We start from the raw sequence: 17,887 nt of genomic DNA, 5'->3' as shown, positions 1-17,887 counted from the left end.
TAACCCGGTGGCCTTTGTGGTGTGGTTAAAGCCGCTATTGCGCCAGCAGCACCGCGCCCCATTTGGCCGGTATGGTCAGGCGGATTTTATCGCCGCTTACCGTTACCGGCAGTTGGTCAATCTGCTCTTGCCAGTTCAACTGGTCACGGCTTAGTGTTACTTGCTGCGGTTTATCGCTGTTGTTCAGAATAACCCGTACCCGTTGCTGCTGATAACGGCGCTCAAAGCCATACAGCTCTTTGTCGTTATCGGCAAGCAGGGTGCTGAAGTCACCCAGTTGTAACGCCGGCAGGCTGTTACGCAACCGGATCAGCTTACGGTAGTGCTGCTGCAGCGTTTTATTCACCGTAACCTTGTCGGCCGGGCGTTTGCTGCCGTCCGGGTTGGTTACTTCGTCTTCGTATTTAATATCTTCCCAGATCATCGGTTTGCGATCATCCGGGTCATTGGCGCCCCACATGCCTACTTCATCACCGTAATACACCATAGGCGCACCGACGTAGGTCATCTGAAAAATCACAAACAGCTTTTGCAAACGCAATTCTTCTTCATTGGGTTTACGTACTTTGTAATCCGGGTTGCTGCCAACCTGTGATAACTGAAAGTAGTCGCCCCAATCACGGAAGTTACCAATACCGCGGTTAACAATGTGCGAGCCAATCCGGTTGGAGTCATGGCTGCCAAACAGGTTTTGCGTTACATAAGCTACGCCTTTAGGGTATAAACCGCGCATTTCCAGCAGCTTGGCATCAAACTCTGTTGCGCTGATCTTATGTGGCGGCGGGTTAAACATAAACTCAGCGGCGGCAAAGGCGAAGTTGTAGTTCATCTCGCCATCAAACTCATCACCCTGCAGGTAGGGTTTTACCAGTTCGGGCGGCATCACAATTTCTGCGGTGATATACGCCTCTGGGTTAAGGGTTTTTACATGACCACGCCAGTCTTTCCAGAAACCATGCGCCACACAAAAAGCCACATCCAGCCGCCAGCCGTCGATACCATATTCGGCGCCTTTGCCTTTGGGGTTCATCCAGCGCTCGGTAGCGGCAAATACGTAATCGCGCGGGCCCTGCACCAGGCCGTTTTTATCTTCTTTAAATTCAGGCAGTGATGGCACACCAAACCAGCCTTCATAGCTAAATTCAGTGCCGGCTTTTTCGTCTTTAAAGCTGTTTACGGTAAACCAATCTTTATAAGGCGAGTTTTGCTGATGCTGTTTCAGGTGTTGAAAAGCAAAACTGTTGGCGCCCATATGGTTAAATACGCCGTCAAAAATTACCCTTATGCCGCGCTGTTTCGCTTGTTTAATCAGCTCCAGTGCCAGTTCGTCGGCTTTGGTCCATACCCAGGTAGACGGATCCAGCGGGTTTTCTTTCGCCATCAGCGCGCGGTCACCGTCCGGGTCCGGGCCAAAGTTAGGGTCGATATGGTGAAAGCTGGCGCCGTCGTACTTATGCAGCGAGGGGGCATCAAACACCGGGTTCAGGTAAATGGCGTTAAAGCCCATATCTTTAATGTAATCAAGCTTGTTGATCACGCCTTGCAAGTCACCGCCGTAGCGACGGCGCAGCAGGTGCTTCCACAGTTCCGGTTCGCCATTGCTAACTTCATACGGTTGCAATTTGTACCAGTCGCTGCCCCAGGGGTGTACCTGCCACACTTTGGGCTCTTCGACCGGATCTGCACCGGCAATATCGGCTACCGTTGGGTTATTTGCCGGGTCACCATCGCGAAAGCGCTCAGGAAATACCTGATACCAAACTGCACTTTTAGCCCAGCCAGGCACAAATTCGCCCTGTTCATTCAGTGCAATGGGGCCTTTGGGTGTGGCATCTGAAGTTTGCGGGCAAAAAGCCGCAGCTGCAGTGGCATAAAACAGTGTGCCTGCCGCCAGCAAGCCGGCCATTACCGGTGTCAGTTTAATGTTGAGCATATTATCTCTCTTTTTGGGGCAGGTGGCCTGCCGCGTACCTGTTAATTTGTTTTATTGGTTAACCATCCCGCTGGTTAATGGATAAACGTTTCGGCGGCTGCATACAAGTTTATGCATACGTATTCGTGCACCAAAGCTGTGCTTTGTCCTTACCTTGCCTGCACGCCAACAGTGCTTTGTGCGGTGTTCTACCTGTTTTATATACCAGTTTGGTGCGGCTGCGGGAACAGCGGTGGCCTTTTTGCACCGTGATGGACGACTGAATACGTATTCATATTGCGGGTTACCGTTTAACGGTCAATAAATAAACACTGAAACAACAGGCTGCAGGTTTTCATGCCGGTCGCATGGAACGCGCAACCCTTTATAAAAATAAACGCTATAAAAATAAAACGGGGATACAGGGCATGAATAAGTTCAAGCTTAGTCTGCTCACACTTGCTATGGCAGGGGTGGGTAGTCTGGCATGTTCTGCTGTGGCACAAACAGCAGAGCAGGCGCAGCAATCAGCAACTCAACAGGCAACTATACAAAACAATACTCAGCCGGCAGCGGAAGATGCGGTTGAGGTTATCCAGGTGCGCGGTTTTGCCAGCAGCCTGTTCCGTTCACTGGATGCCAAACGTTTTGGCGATACCGTATCAGAAACCATTTCGGCAGATGATTTAGGCGCCTTGCCGGATGTATCAATGGCCGATGCCTTAACCCGCTTGCCGGGCATTTCGGCGGTACGTACCGGTGGCCAGGCAGCAGAAATTAATATCCGCGGTATGTCGGGTGGTTTTGTGTTTTCTACGCTGAATGGCCGCGAGCAGGTATCTACCAGTGGCAAGCGTAATATTGAGTTTGATCAGTATCCGTCGGAGCTGATTAATTCGGCGGCAGTGTATAAATCGCCAAAAGCCTCATTAATTGAAGGCGGTGTGGCCGGCACGGTAGAGCTGCAAACGGCCAGCCCGCTACGTAATGACAAACAACACACCTTTACGGTAAATGCCCGCGGCATGTACAACGACCGCGCCAACGAAGTGCCGGACGGTGTCGATTTTGGCCACCGTTTCAGTATGTCGTATCAGGGTAAATTTCTTGGCGATACACTGGGTTTTGCTGCCGGTTATGCCCGGCTTTACCAGCCCAGCGTCGCCACACAGTTTGTCGGCCTGGCGTATAACGGCCAGAAAGACACTAACGATGATGGCGTAAATGAATATATCAGCGAAGGCTTTGAGTTGCAGCATAAAGGCGGTGAAGAAACCCGCGATGGTTACATGGCCGCGTTGGAGTGGACACCACATGATGCGTTTACGTTAAAAGCCGATGCGTTTTTATCTAAGTTTGACAAAGAAGCTTTTGCCCGCGGTTTTCGCGTTAAGTTTGGCGGCCCGACAGCGGCGTTGGGCAATCCGGTATTAAACGGCAGCTCAGTTATTGGCGGCACTTTTAACCGTACTTCCAGCAGCTTTACCCGGGTTGAACTGGTTAATGATGACAACCGCGACTACGACGAAGTACGCAGCTTTGGTATTAATGCCGACTGGGATGTCAGTACCAGCGTAAACCTGTCATTTGACGTATCGCACTCCAGCGCCAAAAGCGATTTTCGCAATGGTTTGTTATGGGGCCTGGTAGCTGAAGATGCTACCGCCGCAACGCCGGTACTGGATAGCAATGTGTCAATTTCTTACCTGCTAAATGGTCTTAACCTGCCAAGCGTGGGCTTTAATCAGGCGGCGGCGTTTTCTGATATCGACAAGGTAATGGTAAGCAAATACGGTATTTACCCTTACGTGAACGAAGATGAAGTTACCGCTTACCGCTTTGATGCCAGCTGGGTGCTGGATATGCCGGTTATTGCCTCACTGGAGGCTGGTGTACGTTACTCCGAGCGCACCTATAAAAATAATCGCTCAGTATTTGAATACGGCAGCGACGGTGCCTTTTTAACCTCGCAGCCACCGCTGCGCCTGACTGCCGACATGGTAGAAGTGGTGAATTTTAAAGGTGACTTTGCCACTTACCCCAGCTACCTGGCGATAGATTTGGATAAGGCATTAAATGCCTGGTTCCCGCAGGGTATTCCGCAACCGGTGCAAACCTGGGGCACCGGCAATGCCGGCATCCTGCCGTCCCAGCAAGTGGCTAATGGCCCTGATACAGGGTGGACAATGCTGGAAAGCGGTGAAGTATACGAAGATGTGCTGGCCGGTTATGTTATGGCGAACCTGGATACGGAAATTTTTGGTATTCCACTAACCGGGAATATTGGTGTGCGTGTAGTGCAAACCGATCAAAGTGCTACCGACTTAGCCGATGTAAATGGCGACCCGTTGCGCGGGGCGCAAAATATTACCGATGATGCCGGCCTGGTAAACACCCGTTATGCGCCTGGCATTTTGGGTGAAAAATACACTGATGTGTTGCCACAGCTTAATCTGAATTTTGCTATTACCGACAACTCGCAAATTCGTTTTGCCGCTGCCAAAGTGATGTCGCGACCACCGATTAACCGGCTGGCGTCTAATACCTCTATTACCATCAGCGATGACGGTGAAATTAATGGTAGCAGCGCCAACAGCCCGTTTTTACGGCCGTTTGAGGCTACCCAGTACGATTTGTCGTATGAATACTACATACCGTCGGGAGCAATCGCTTTTGCTTTGTTTTATAAAGACATTAAGTCATTTGTAAATGATTTTACCATTCAGGAGTTTGATTTCGCCGCGGCAGGTTTTGATGTTCCTGAGGTGATTATTGATGAAGATGGTATTCCGCGTACAACCTTTAACGGCGCTTTCTCTACTGCAGTAAATAACGGCGCAGGCGGTTATATCCGCGGCGCCGAGCTGGCCTTTACCAAGGTGTTCGATTTCCTGCCGGAGCTTTGGTCTGGCCTCGGCGTGCAGGGTAGTTACTCCTATACCGAAAGCGAAGTCAGCCTGATCAACAGCCTGGGTGGCGCCGCGATAGAAACTACCTTTGAAGGCCTGTCGCAGGATGTATTCAGCGGCACGGTGTTCTGGAACTATCAGGGCTTTGACGCCCGTATTAGTGCGCGTTACCGCTCGCCGTTTGTGTCGTCTCAGGTGGGTATAGATGAGCAAATCACTAACTTTGACAGCGAAACCGTTATTGATCTGCAAACCTCTTACGACATTACCGACCAGTTCAAAGTGCTGTTTCAGGTTAACAACCTGACAGACGAGCCAACAAAAAGCTATTTCGGTGACAAGGCACAAACCGGCACTATCCAGTTTTTTGGCCGCCAGTTCTACCTTGGCGCGGTGTACACCTTTTAACCGGATTTTGGAGCAAGAATAATGACTACAACTATAAAACTGCTAAAGCTCGCTGTACTGGCACTGGCTGTGCAACTGCTGGCTGCCTGCGGCGGCGGTGATTCAACTAAACCCGGTGAAGTGCTGCTAACCTGTAATGTGCCGCAAATTCCTGATGCGACAGGCACAGAATGTGTTGATCCACCACCGATAAAATGCAAAAAACCGTCGTTTCCCAGCGCGAATAATGAGTCCTGTATTATTGGCTATGACCCTGGCGCCCCTGTACCTGTGGTAATGGCTGGCGCAAATCAGGCGGTGTTATTCTATAAACGCCCCGATGGCAATTATACCGGTTGGATTTTACACACCTGGAATAATGAAAGCTGCGATGCGTATGAGCAATCCTCTGTTGCGCCATCCTGGCAAAATGGCCTGGTGCATAACGGTGTCGATGTAAACTATGGTGCTTATTGGCTACTTAACTTAAAACCGGGTTACGCTGGTACTGAAGGCGCCTGCGGTAACTTTATTGTGCACAAGGGCGATGAGAAAGACTTAAGCGACGCCGACATGAAAATGCCGCTGACCCAGCAGCAACCGGAAGGTGAGCCGGATTTCTCCCGCATGAACTGGACCTTCTCCGGCAAGCCGGATGTTTATCAGTACCCGGTGGTGTCGTTAGGTGTCAGCATTGCCGGGGCTGCTGCACACTGGATTGATCAGCATACGTTTGTCTGGAGTTCTGCGATAGCCGCAACAGCGACAGAGGTAAAGCTGCACTATGCTGTCGATGCCAGCCTTGACGTAAATTTCGACGAGAAAATAACCGGCAGTGCCGTGTCATTAACGCCGGTAAACCTTAGCGATGAGCAAAAAGCATTAGTGCCGCATCTGGCAGAGCAAAGCGCATTTAGCGTAGATTTTAGCACTGATGAAGCCAAAGCTATACTGAAAAACCAGTTAGTGCTGGCTGCGTATGACAGCGAAAACGTGCTGCTGGATGCGACCTGGGTGCAGGCGGCAAAAGTGCTGGATGATTTGTACACCAAAGCAGATAACGACGCCGATGAAGCCAGCTTAGGGATTATTTACGAGGGCGGTAATATTACTGCCAGAGTGTGGGCCCCCACAGCACGCAGTGTTAACCTGAAGATATACAGTGCGACGAAAACACTTACTGCCACCCATGCGATGACAGCAGACAGCGAAACCGGTATCTGGAGCCATACCGGCAGCAGTGCGCTGGACCGCCAATTTTATCGCTATGAAGTCACGGTATATCATCCGCAAACCCGCAAGGTAGAAACGACCGAAGCCACCGATCCGTATTCGCTCAGTGTATCCACCAATGGCCGTTACAGTCAGTTTGTTAACCTGGATGATGACGACTTAAAACCGGCTGGCTGGGATGCGCGTACTGTTCCTACTGTGGCCAAACCGGAAGATATCGTGATTTACGAAGGCCATGTGCGGGATTTTTCAATCCGTGATCAAAGTGTCAGTGCCGCTAACCGCGGTAAGTATCTGGCTTTTACCGAAACAGACTCTGCACCGGTAAAACACTTAAAATCTTTAGCGGATAACGGCTTAACCCATTTTCACCTGTTGCCGTTAAACGATCAGGCCAATATTAATGAAGATGCCAGCCGCCGTATTGAGCTTACCGATACCGTCGGCCGTTTATGCCAGTTAAATGCTGCCGCGCCGGTATGCGGCAATACCAGTGCCGGTGCAACCTTATTGTCGGTACTGGAAGGCTACTCGCTGTTTGGCGAGAAAGCACAGGAACTGGTGCAGGCTATCCGCGGTATTGATGGCTTTAACTGGGGTTATGATCCACAGCATTTTATTGCCCCGGAAGGCAGCTATGCCTCTAACCCGGAAGGTGTGGTGCGCATTAAAGAAGTGCGGGCAATGATTAAGGCGCTTAATGACCTTGGCCTGCGCACCGTGCTGGATGTAGTATACAACCATACCAGCACCTCCGGCCTGAACACCACCTCAGTGTTCGACAAAATCGTGCCCGGTTACTACCACCGCTACAACCCGGTTAGCGGCGCAATGGAGCGTTCCACCTGCTGCGAGAATACCGCTACTGAGCACCGGATGTTTGAGAAGTTTATGCAGGATTCGATGGTGATTCTGGCGCGGGATTTTGGCTTTAACGACTTCCGCTATGACGTAATGGGCCACCACCCGAAAGACAGTATCCTGGCGACCCGTGACATAGTGCGCAGCGTAGCACCTGATGTGTACTTTTACGGTGAAGGCTGGAACTTTGGCGAAGTAACTAACAACCGCTTATTTGTTCAGGCCAAGCAACAGGATATGGCCGGCTCAGGCGTTGGCACCTTTAACGACAGGCTGCGCGATGAAGTACGTGATGCCGTACTGTTTAGCGACAAAGCAACAGAGGAGAATCTGCGCAAACAGGATTTAATCCGTATCGGCCTGGCCGGTACGTTAAAAGACTATGTGCTGCAAAGTTATCAGGGCATCGCAGCTCCTGCATCCAGTTTTAACTGGGATGGCCAGGCCGCAGGCTATGCCGAAAAACCGGCTGATATTATTAACTATGTCTCCAAACATGATAACGAAACGCTGTGGGATCAGCTGCAGTATGGCTTGGCTCCGGGTGTTAGTATCGACGAGCGGGTACGGGTGCATAATATTGCGCTTGCCATACCACTGATGAGCCAGGGTATTCCATTCTTGCAAATGGGTGATGATTTTCTGCGCTCAAAATCAATGGACCGGGATAGCTACGACTCTGGCGATTGGTTTAACTATGTGGATTTCAGCATGCAAAGCAATAACTTTGCTATTGGTTTACCTCTGGCAGAGAAAAACCAAGCTAACTGGTCGCGTATCAGCAATATACTGACTAACCCCAATGCCAAACCGGCAGCAGACGATATCCGTTTTGCCAGCGACGTATTTAAAGAGTTTTTAAGTATCCGTGCCGGCAGCAACTTGTTCCGTTTGGTCAGCGCTGAGGATGTTATTGCGCGGGTGGGTTTTCACAATACCGGTAAAAACCAGACCCAGGGCTTAATTGTGATGAGCATTGACGACGGAGTCGGGTTAACCGATCTGGACCCGATGTTAGATGCCTTAGTGGTGGTGATTAACGGTACTCCAGAAGAGCAAGCGCATACTGTGCGCACGGCAGCAGGCTTTGACTTACACCCCATTCAGCAGGCATCTGCCGATACCAGGGTACGTGTAGCCAGTTTTAGCCAGGGCGCAGATGAGGGCACCTTTACCGTACCGGCGCAAACTATGGCGGTATTTGTAAAACAACAGCAGGGCGCACAGGGTACAGGGCTGGCAGCCGATGCTACCTCCGGTGCACCGGATATCCCGCCGTATGAAGCTACAACAGTGTTTGTTCGCGGTGCCATGAATGGCTGGGGTGAGGTTGATGCATTTAACTATGAAGGTAGCGGCATCTATATGGCCACCATTGATATAACTGCCGGCAGTTATGAGTTTAAAGTAGCATCGGGCGACTGGTCGTCGGTCGATTTTGGTGCGGGCGGCGATGGCCAGACTGTAACGCTGCAACAGGCGAAAACACTCAGCCCTGGTGGCGCTAACCTGCAGGTGAACTTTGCTAACTCAGCCACTTATGTATTTGTGCTTGATGCCACTAATAAAAATGCGCCGGTATTAACCGTACAGGAGCTGCCACCATACGGTGTGGGGGTTACGGTGTATCTGAAGGGCGATATGAACCCGGCCCCTTGGTCAAATGATAACCCTATGACTTACATCGGCAGCGATATTTACAGTATAGATGTGGTACTAAATACGATAAAAACCTACCAGTTTAAGTTTGCTGATGCGAACTGGGGCACTGTGAATTATGGTGCGCAAAATGGTGCTTTTGTTCTGGGGCAGGGCAAAACACTTGAGTTCGAAGGCGGCAACTTATCACTGGATGTCACCGAAGTCGGCACTTACCGCTTTAGCGTAAATGCCACTGACCCGGAGGCACCGGTAATGACAATCACCAAACTTTAACTGTGTTACCCCGGCATCAGCCGGGTTCCCCTGGTGTTTAGCCGCAGCTTGCTGCGGCTTTTTTATGCACCCGCAAGCATAACCGCTTTATTGATCCGCCTGCTGAAAGTATTTGAGCTGCAGTTGCCGGTATTGCGGGCTTTGCTGAAATGCCAGCAAAGCCTGATTAAAACGTTGTACCAGCCAGGTATCACGCCCCAGCAGGTGATAGCTGTTAATGCCAAACAGCGGCAGTTGCTGCAGGCGGGTATCACCGGGGGCGGTTTGCTGGTAATAGTACTCAAAAATATTTTTGTCCATTACCAATACATCAACCCGGCTTTTTAGCAGCATAGCCGGTAGCTGCTGCTGATCTACCACTTCCTGATAACTGGCAAAGCCGGGGATCAGCTGCGCGTAGTCTTGCGGTAAAAACAGGTGCGCATTTTGAAATGCCAGTACCCGCTTGCCGGTTAAATCGGCCAGCGTATTGACCGGAGGCTGCAGATCTTTGCGGGTAATCAGCACATTTTCGTAATGAATATAAGGCACCGTTGCATTAAAGCCATCCGGCACAGTGCGCTGCAGCGAAACAAAATCAGCCTGGCCTTGCTTAAACAGCTCCAGTAGCCGGCCATTAGGCGTATGCAGAAATACGGCGCAGCGGTGCATTTTTTGGCTGACCTGTTGCAATAACTCCAGCTCATAGCCGGTTTGCGTTGCCACCTCGATATAGGGTGGCTTATTTACGCCAACTAAAAATGTCAGCTCAGGCCATTGGCATGACAGTGCCGGGCAGCAGTAAAGTAAAAGTGCTGTTGTCCATAGCCTCATGCCTGCTCCGGTAGTGACAGCGTTACGCCCGCAGAGGTAACACTTTGCAGTAGTTAATAATTATAAAGTCAGCTTAACCAAGCTATAACGGTTGCGCCAGTGTCAGAATAGGAACAGTCAGCGGGTTGCTGCGGCAAAGGAATAACGGATACTCCTCGCGCTGACAGCGCTTTTGCTGTAAGCTGCGCGCCCCTCCGTATCGGAGGCAACTGCAGCTGCGGCAGACTTTTTTCGCAGCATTAACTGCGGGATATCGCATGCAATTTACTGATTTAAACCTATCGGCAGCGCTGCTTAAAGCCATTGCCGACAAGGGCTATACCACTCCTTCTCCTATTCAGCTGCAGGCAATTCCTGCAGTGCTTGGCGGCCGTGACTTAATGGCTGCGGCGCAAACAGGTACCGGCAAAACGGCGGGTTTTACCCTGCCGTTACTGCAATTACTGACCGATGGCCCTAAGGTGCAACCTAACCAGGTGCGGGCGCTTATTTTAACGCCAACGCGCGAACTGGCAGCCCAGGTAGCTGAAAGCGTTGCGGTGTATGGCAAGTACCTGCCACTGCGCAGCACTGTGGTATTTGGCGGCGTTAAAATTAACCCGCAAATGATGGCACTGCGCCGTGGCGTCGACATACTGGTGGCAACGCCGGGCCGCCTGCTGGATTTATACCAGCAAAATGCTGTGCGCTTTAGCCAACTGGAAGTGCTGGTGCTGGACGAAGCCGACCGCATGCTGGATATGGGCTTTATTAACGACATTAAAAAAGTGCTGGCACTGCTGCCGAAAAAACGCCAGAACCTGTTGTTCTCGGCCACTTTTTCCGATGACATCCGCAAACTGGCTAAAGGCCTGGTAAACAACCCGTTGGAAGTATCAGTCAGTCCGGCCAATACCACCGCTGAGCGGGTCGAGCAGGTTATTTACCCGGTAGATAAAAACCGCAAAGCCGCCTTGGTAACCAAGTTAATTAACGACAATAACTGGCAACAGGTGCTTATTTTTACCAAAACGAAGCATATGGCGAATAAACTTAGCCTGCATTTAGAAAATGCCGGTATTAAAGCTGCGCCTATTCATGGCAATAAAAGCCAGAATGCCCGCACCAAAGCCCTGGCCGATTTTAAAGCCGGCGCAGTACGTGCTTTGGTGGCTACCGATATCGCGGCCCGTGGCCTGGATATTGACCAGTTACCGCAGGTAGTTAACTTTGAACTGCCTAATGTTGCCGAAGATTATGTGCACCGTATTGGCCGTACCGGCCGTGCCGGTGCTGCCGGGCATGCTGTATCGCTGGTGTGTGCCGATGAAAGCAAAGAACTGGCCGGCATTGAGCGTTTAATTAAACAGGAATTACCACGCCAGATGCTGGATGGCTTTGTACCGGTAAATGTATTGCCGCCGTCTAAGCTGAATACCAAACCGTATTCACCGAAAAAGCCTAAAGCGCCTAAGCCAGAACATCGCGATGGCCAGCGCCCGCCAGCCCGGCCGGCTAACAGAGCAAAATAATCTTTAATCAGCTACATTTTGCCCGCGGCAAGGTGTAACCTGCTGTGCTAGAATGATATTTCCCCGAGTGCTCGTTATTTTAACCGGCACTTTTCTATTATAAGCAGATTGCAGTGATCAGAGCATATACCCGGTTTATAGCTATTTTCAGTGTGGTTAGGCAATGAGGTGGTTAGCCTTGTTGGCGGTAGTATTGTGGTGTTGCACCGTTAAAAGTGCAGCCGCAAGCACTGTTGTGGTCAATAACAGTGTGGTGCTGGATAAACTGACATCAGCACAATTACGCAGTATTTTTACCATGCGGCAAATTCAGTGGCCGGATGGCTCACCCATCTATGTTGTAGTGTTGCCCGATGACAGCGCCGAGCATCAACGTTTTAGCCGTGAACAGCTGCGGCTGTTTCCGTATCAGTTAACCAATATTTGGGACAGACAAAGCTTCTCTGGTACCGCCAGCCGGCCATGGCTGGCTAAAGACCAAGCACATATGATGGAGTTGTTACGCACTACGCCTGGCAGCATTGGCTATGTTGAGCAGTATCAGGCCGACCCGGCAGTAAAGGAGGTGCGCATTGAATAATACCTATAATATCGCAGCAGTGGCTTTGTTTAGCGTATGGCTTTATCCGGCCTCTGATGCTTCTGCCGCTATTGATTGGAACGGCTTTATTGCCCAGGGCCTGATCCAGGCCCCAGACAGCGGTTTTGTTAACAGCAGCGGGGATATTTCTGCTGAGCTAACCGAACTGGGCCTGAACAGCCGCCTGCGGTTAGCGCCAGCCTGGCACCTTTCCGGGCAGTTGGTCTATCTGGATGGCGGCAACCGTTATCCGCCGGGCTTGCGGCTGGACTACTTATTTCTGGACTGGTATTTCTACAACAGTAACGACCTGCAAGCCAACCTGTATCTGGGGCGGATAAAAAACCAGCATTGGCTGTATTCCAGTACCCGTGATGTGCCTTTTACCCGGCCTTCTATTGTGTTGCCGCAATCGGTGTATTTTGATGCCTTTCGCGATATAGCGGTAGGCAGTGATGGTATGGCATTGCAGGCGCGCCACTATAACAACCTGGGCGATTTCACCTTTAACTGGAGTCTCGGTACTACGCCGGTGTCAACGCAGCAAAGCGAGTTGCTGCTTGGCGGTGTTATTGACGGCAAACTAAAAATGAATTTTGACCATCAGGCCAGCCTGTATTGGCAGCCACAGCTTAGCCGCTTCAGTTTTGGTATGGTGCTGCTGGATTCTAACTTTAGTTACAGTGCCACTGACACCGAGCCTTTTTTTGCTGCTGACTTTACGGTAAGCCGGGTGATGCTGAATATGCGCTATCAACTGGAAAAATGGGAATTTTCCAGCGAAATCCAACAAGAACGGCTGCAAATTGACGGTTTTTTCTCACCACTATTTCGCCAGGACCAATTGGGCCAGGGCGGCTATGTGATGGCACAATACCGCCACTCAGCGCAGTTAAGATGGTTTGCTATGCTGGATTACTCAGTAGCCAATAAAGATGACCGGCGCGGGCAATTGTTAAATAAAAACAGTGGCGGTACTGTACCGGCATACTTTGCCTACCAGCAATCGGTAGCAGGTGGACTAAGTTATGATATCAGCAGCAGTTTAAGGTTAAGTGCGGAAATTCACTGGGTTGAGGGTGCAGGCCGTTTATCACCGGTAATATTGCCTGATGTGGTAACAAACCGGCACAAATACTGGCAGCTTTATGCCGCACAGCTGACATACAGGTTTTAACCGATGCGTTATCTGAGCCTGTCATGGAAGATACTGCTACTGATGCTAAGTATGTTGCTGCTGTTGCTGATCTGGTTTACCAGCCTGTCGCTGCTGCATATGAATGATCAGTTTAACCGCCAGCAAGCACTGCGTAAAACACAAGGCCAGCAGTATTTTCAATTATATAACCGCTCAGTAGATCAACAGTTATTAACCTGGATGCAAAGCTTTGCCGAGCTGCAACAGGTGACCGGCCGCGAGGGGTTTAGCCGGTTTGCTGCTGCGTTGCCGGGGCAGATTGAGTCATTACAACTTAACTTCGCTCTACGCCATCTGGCCCTGTTTAGCCCGGCACAGCAGGTCATTTATCAGAGTAGCCCGCAGTTATCCGCACACAGTAACGATATTGTGCAACACACCCTGCAGCAACAAAGCCCGCAAGCTATGATCCGCTGTGACGAACAATGCTATAAGCTACTGACTTTGCCATTGCTAAATGCCGATGGTGAGGTTGCAGTGGTGCTAATGGTTACTGAGCTGACAGAAGTGCTGTTTAATCTGCACCAGACACTGGGTACAGAAGTGGCTTTGCTTAGTTACCAGCCGGGCCAGACCATAACGCAGCAATTCCGCCTGCTGCAGGCATCTGACCGGCAGCTGATACGACAGTTGTATCAGCAGTTGCCAGACGATATAGAAGTGGGTTCATTACGCAGTAACGGCATTGTTATTGCGCTGAAAGATATGAGCTATTACCTGCATTTAATTCCGCTGGACCCTGACAACGCTATGTCGTATCAGCTGTTAATGGTAGAAGATGTCAGCAGTGCCATGCAGGATAAACAGCGCTATCAGCGGCAAATTTTATTGGTGGCAGCAGGTTGTTTTGTCGCTGTGCTGGTACTGATTCTATTTATTACCCGCCGTATTAGCAGCCGTATTTTACAACTGGCAGCTGCGTTGCCGTTGCTGGCACAGCGGCGGTATCACGAGTTTCGCCATGCCAGCCAATTGCCCGCTGGGTTACTGCAAGACGAACTAAGTACGTTTAGCCAGTCGGTACTTAACCTCAGTTACGAGCTGGAGCATCTGGATCAACGGTTAGCCGACAACACCACGGCACTGCAGCAAATTGCTATGTTTGACCCGCTTACCGGCCTGGCCAACCGTAACCTGCTGCAACAACAACTGCGGGTGGCACTGGCTGGTTTGCCGCTGCATAGCGGTTATGTCGGCTTGTTGTTTCTCGATTTGGATAAGTTTAAAACCATTAACAATAGCCGCAGCCATGCTACCGGTGACTTACTGTTAATCGAAACCGCACAGCGGCTGCAAAGCCTGTGCGATCACGGCGAGGTGGTATGTCGTTTTGGTGGCGACGAATTTGCACTGGTTATGCCGCATATCAGCGAACCGCAGCAAGCCGAGCTTATGGCATGGCGGGTGCTGGCGGTGTTTGATCAGCCGTTTTTACAAGGGCAGGGCGCCGTGTCGCTCAGTGCCAGTATCGGTATCAGCTTTACTGCAGAGCCAGCACTGGCAGAGGAGGAATTAATCCGCCGCGCTGATTTGGCTATGTACCAGGCCAAAAGTAATGGCCGCAATTGCTACTATGTATTTAATGAGCAGATGTCGAGCGACCTGGCTAACCGGCTGCAACTGGAGGCTGAACTGCGGCTGGCCATAAGCCAACAACAGTTTTCGTTAAACCTGCAGCCTAAAGTAAATTTACGCAGCGGCCAGCTAACCGGGTTCGAAGCCTTACTGCGCTGGCAGCACCCGTTACGTGGTATGGTGGGGCCGGATGAGTTTATCAGTGTGCTGGAGCAAGCCCAGCTGATTGTTGATGTGGGCTACTGGGTGTTTGAGCGCTGTTGTCAGCTAAGCAACGAGTTAGCTGAAATGGGCCTGCCGCATGTGGTTATTGCGCTTAACTTGTCGGCCGATCAGTTTTTGCAGCCAGGGTTGCCGGAGCGGTTTCGCCAGTTAATGCAGCAGTATAATGTCAGTGGCCAGCAGTTTGAGCTCGAACTGACCGAAAGCACCTTAGTCAGCCATGTCAGCCAGACGCTGGATATTATGCATCAACTAAAAGCGCTGGGGTTTAGCTTTGCTATCGACGATTTTGGTACGGGTTATTCATCGTTGAATTACCTAAAACGTATGCCGGTAGATACCATAAAAATTGATAAAAGTTTTGTACTTGGGATGCTGGATAACCCGTCTGACTACCAGATTATTGTGTCAACCATTGCCATGGTGCAAAAACTGGGGCTGCAAGTGGTGGCCGAAGGCGTGGAAAACTATCAGCAATTGCAGTTACTGCAACAGCATCACTGTGATTTGGTGCAGGGGTTCTACTTCTCAAGGCCGTTGCCAGAGGCGCAACTGGCAGCTTTTGTTAGCCAGGTTACGCAAAATAAATGGCCAGCGCAGTTGCTGCGCTGACCGTTTTATAACGTATTAACTACCTATCACACCGCCATCGTCTTTAGTAATAACAACGGTGGCAGAACGTGGCCGGCTGCTGCCGCCATCTGGCCAGTGGCTGGTGAAATCACCCGGTGCTGAGCGATCCCCCGGATGCTGGATATTAACAAACATGGTTTTCCGATCCGGTGTCATAATCACGCCGGTAACTTCGCAGTCAATTGGGCCAACTAAAAAGCGTTTTACTTCGCGGGTCACCGGGTCGGCGGCCAGCATCTGGTTGTTGCCGTAAGGGCCAGTACCTTGCTGCGAACCACTCATATCGGTTTGGATCCACAGTACGCCGTTAGGATCGAACCACAAACCATCCGGGCTGGCCAGATGATTGTCGGCTGTAAGCTCCAGTTCGGTGCCCGGTGTTTGAGTACCGACATCACCAGCCAACAGGAAAATATCCCAATCAAAGGCGGTAGCTGCCTGCGTTTCGCGCTCATTCCAACGGATAATATGGCCGGTGGCATTGCTGGCGCGCGGGTTGGCGGCGTCCACCTGGGCAGCAGTGCGCTGCGTATTGTTGGTCAGGGTAAAATACACTTCGCCTGTATCCGGGTGTACTGCACCCCATTCCGGCCGATCCATTTTGGTAGCACCGGCAATATCAGCAGCCAGACGGGTATTTAGCAACACATCAGCCTGATCGGCAAAGGTAACGCCTGCAGCTGTGGCTTTGGCAATAAAATCAGCGTTGTTGATATCCAGCGGTAACCATTCACCGCTGCCATCTTCGTTAAAGCGGGCCACATATAAAATACCGTCATTGAGTAAATGACCACCGGCGGTATTTTTGTGGTACGGCGCAGTAGAGACAAATTTGTAGATATATTCAAAGGTAGAATCGTCACCCGAGTACACTACTACAGGCTGGCCTTCTTCCAGTTTGCCAAAAATCACACCTTCATGGCCAAAGCGGCCCAGGGCCGTGCGTTTTTGTGGCACGCTGTCGGGGTTAAACGGGTCTATTTCTACTATCCAGCCAAAAGTGTTTGGCTCGTTACGGTAATCGTCTTTCGCTTCAGCGCCGATACTGCTGGCATTAAAGCGCTGATACACATCAGCTGCCGGTGCAGCGGTTTCCCAGAAATAACGGCCGTTAGCTGAAGCTACGCCATAACGGCTGTGTTCACGTGGTTTTTGCGCATCGGTATTAACAAAGTAACCGGCCCAGTTTTCTTCACAGGTTAAATAGGTGCCCCAAGGGGTAAAACCGTTGCCGCAGTTATTCAGTGTACCGCGGGTACGGCTGCCATCCGGGCTGTATTTGGTTACCACTTTCTCACTGCCGCGCACCGGGCCTGCCAGTTCCATCGGCGTTGCGCCGGTAATCCGGCGGTTAAACGGGCTGTTATTAACCAGTGCCCAGCTACCGTCAGCCTGCTGTTGAATATGTGCCACCGAGACACCGTGGGCAGCAACTTCTTTACGTACTTCGTCGGCCAGCCGCGGTACTGTGGTAATGCCATTGGTATGGATCAGGTTATTGTCGATATATTCATGGTTAAACACCAGCAAGCCTTCCTGCGAGTTTTCGCCAGCACCGCGTGCGTCAATTGGGAAAAAGTGTATACCGTCATGGTGGCTGCCCACTTGTTGTTCCTGATCGCTGCCGCTGTTACTGCCATCGTCCAGATATTCCGGGTAACTGCCATTTAACGGCGTACCCCAGGGCAAAAACGCCTGAGCACTATAACCTTGCGGCACGGTGATGGCATCGGCACGGTTAGTGGCAATGGCGGTAAAGCCCAGTAGTGGAACAGCAGTGTCCGGCGGTACTGTTACAGGGTCGTCATTACTGCTGCTGCCACAGCCTACCAGCGAGCCGCCGATAAAGGCTGCAACTGCGGCCCCGACACTGCCTTTAAGAAATTTACGCCGTGCCATACGGCTGTCAACAATGGCAGCAAAAGTAGGGTTAAGCGAAAAGTTAGTTTGCGGGTCAACGCCCGAATTATCTATCGTTACAACGGTTTTACTGTCTGACATTATTGTAGGCTCCATAATAAGCGCTTTAGAAGTTTGTGCTATTAAACCCATGCTTAATGTCAGTGTTGTTACAGTGAGATAGCAGTTTTATGATGCTAAGATGACATGGCGATGTCA

The 17,887-nt window shown here is 50.9% G+C and carries 9 protein-coding genes; 6 read left to right on the top strand and 3 right to left on the bottom strand.

The window, feature by feature from the left end:
- Nucleotides 1–34: 34 nt before the first annotated feature.
- A complete protein-coding gene (locus BLW68_RS03135) occupies nt 35–1,933 on the bottom strand; it encodes a glycoside hydrolase family 13 protein (protein ID WP_218141289.1) in 1,899 nt (632 codons plus the stop codon).
- 407 nt (nt 1,934–2,340) lie between these two features.
- Here BLW68_RS03135 and BLW68_RS03130 point away from each other — a divergent pair, with 407 nt between their 5' ends.
- On the top strand, nt 2,341–5,229 hold the full coding sequence (locus BLW68_RS03130; protein ID WP_092790648.1) for a TonB-dependent receptor: 2,889 nt from the start codon (nt 2,341–2,343) through the stop codon (nt 5,227–5,229).
- A gap of 21 nt (nt 5,230–5,250) precedes the next feature.
- A complete protein-coding gene (pulA, locus tag BLW68_RS03125) occupies nt 5,251–9,237 on the top strand; it encodes a pullulanase-type alpha-1,6-glucosidase (protein ID WP_092790132.1) in 3,987 nt (1,328 codons plus the stop codon).
- A gap of 87 nt (nt 9,238–9,324) precedes the next feature.
- On the opposite strand, the gene BLW68_RS03120 is transcribed toward pulA, so the two are convergent.
- Nucleotides 9,325–10,050 carry a substrate-binding periplasmic protein gene (locus BLW68_RS03120; protein ID WP_092790130.1) on the bottom strand — a complete coding sequence of 242 codons (726 nt, stop codon included), beginning with the start codon at nt 10,048–10,050 and terminating at the stop codon, nt 9,325–9,327.
- Between the two features lie 257 nt (nt 10,051–10,307).
- Between BLW68_RS03120 and BLW68_RS03115 the strand changes: the two genes are divergently transcribed.
- The 4 genes from BLW68_RS03115 (at nt 10,308) to BLW68_RS03100 (ending at nt 15,748) form a co-directional block, all read left to right on the top strand.
- On the top strand, nt 10,308–11,561 hold the full coding sequence (locus BLW68_RS03115) for a DEAD/DEAH box helicase (protein WP_092790128.1): 1,254 nt from the start codon (nt 10,308–10,310) through the stop codon (nt 11,559–11,561).
- Between the two features lie 163 nt (nt 11,562–11,724).
- Complete coding sequence (locus BLW68_RS03110) at nt 11,725–12,141, top strand: hypothetical protein (RefSeq protein WP_092790125.1); 417 nt, start codon at nt 11,725–11,727, stop codon at nt 12,139–12,141.
- Complete coding sequence (locus BLW68_RS03105) at nt 12,134–13,318, top strand: hypothetical protein (protein WP_218141288.1); 1,185 nt, start codon at nt 12,134–12,136, stop codon at nt 13,316–13,318. The genes BLW68_RS03110 and BLW68_RS03105 overlap by 8 nt, the downstream gene beginning before the upstream one ends.
- A gap of 3 nt (nt 13,319–13,321) precedes the next feature.
- Entirely contained in the window at nt 13,322–15,748 is a 2,427-nt protein-coding gene (locus BLW68_RS03100) for a bifunctional diguanylate cyclase/phosphodiesterase (protein WP_092790122.1), read from the top strand.
- 15 nt (nt 15,749–15,763) lie between these two features.
- Here BLW68_RS03100 and BLW68_RS03095 read toward each other — a convergent pair whose 3' ends face one another.
- Nucleotides 15,764–17,770, bottom strand: a complete 2,007-nt coding sequence (locus tag BLW68_RS03095; protein WP_092790644.1) for a PhoX family protein — start codon at nt 17,768–17,770, stop codon at nt 15,764–15,766.
- Nucleotides 17,771–17,887: the final 117 nt, after the last annotated feature.

This window comes from Rheinheimera pacifica, from assembly GCF_900108485.1.
GTDB classification, from domain to species: domain Bacteria; phylum Pseudomonadota; class Gammaproteobacteria; order Enterobacterales; family Alteromonadaceae; genus Alishewanella; species Alishewanella pacifica.
This window is presented reverse-complemented; position numbering and strand designations above follow the sequence as displayed.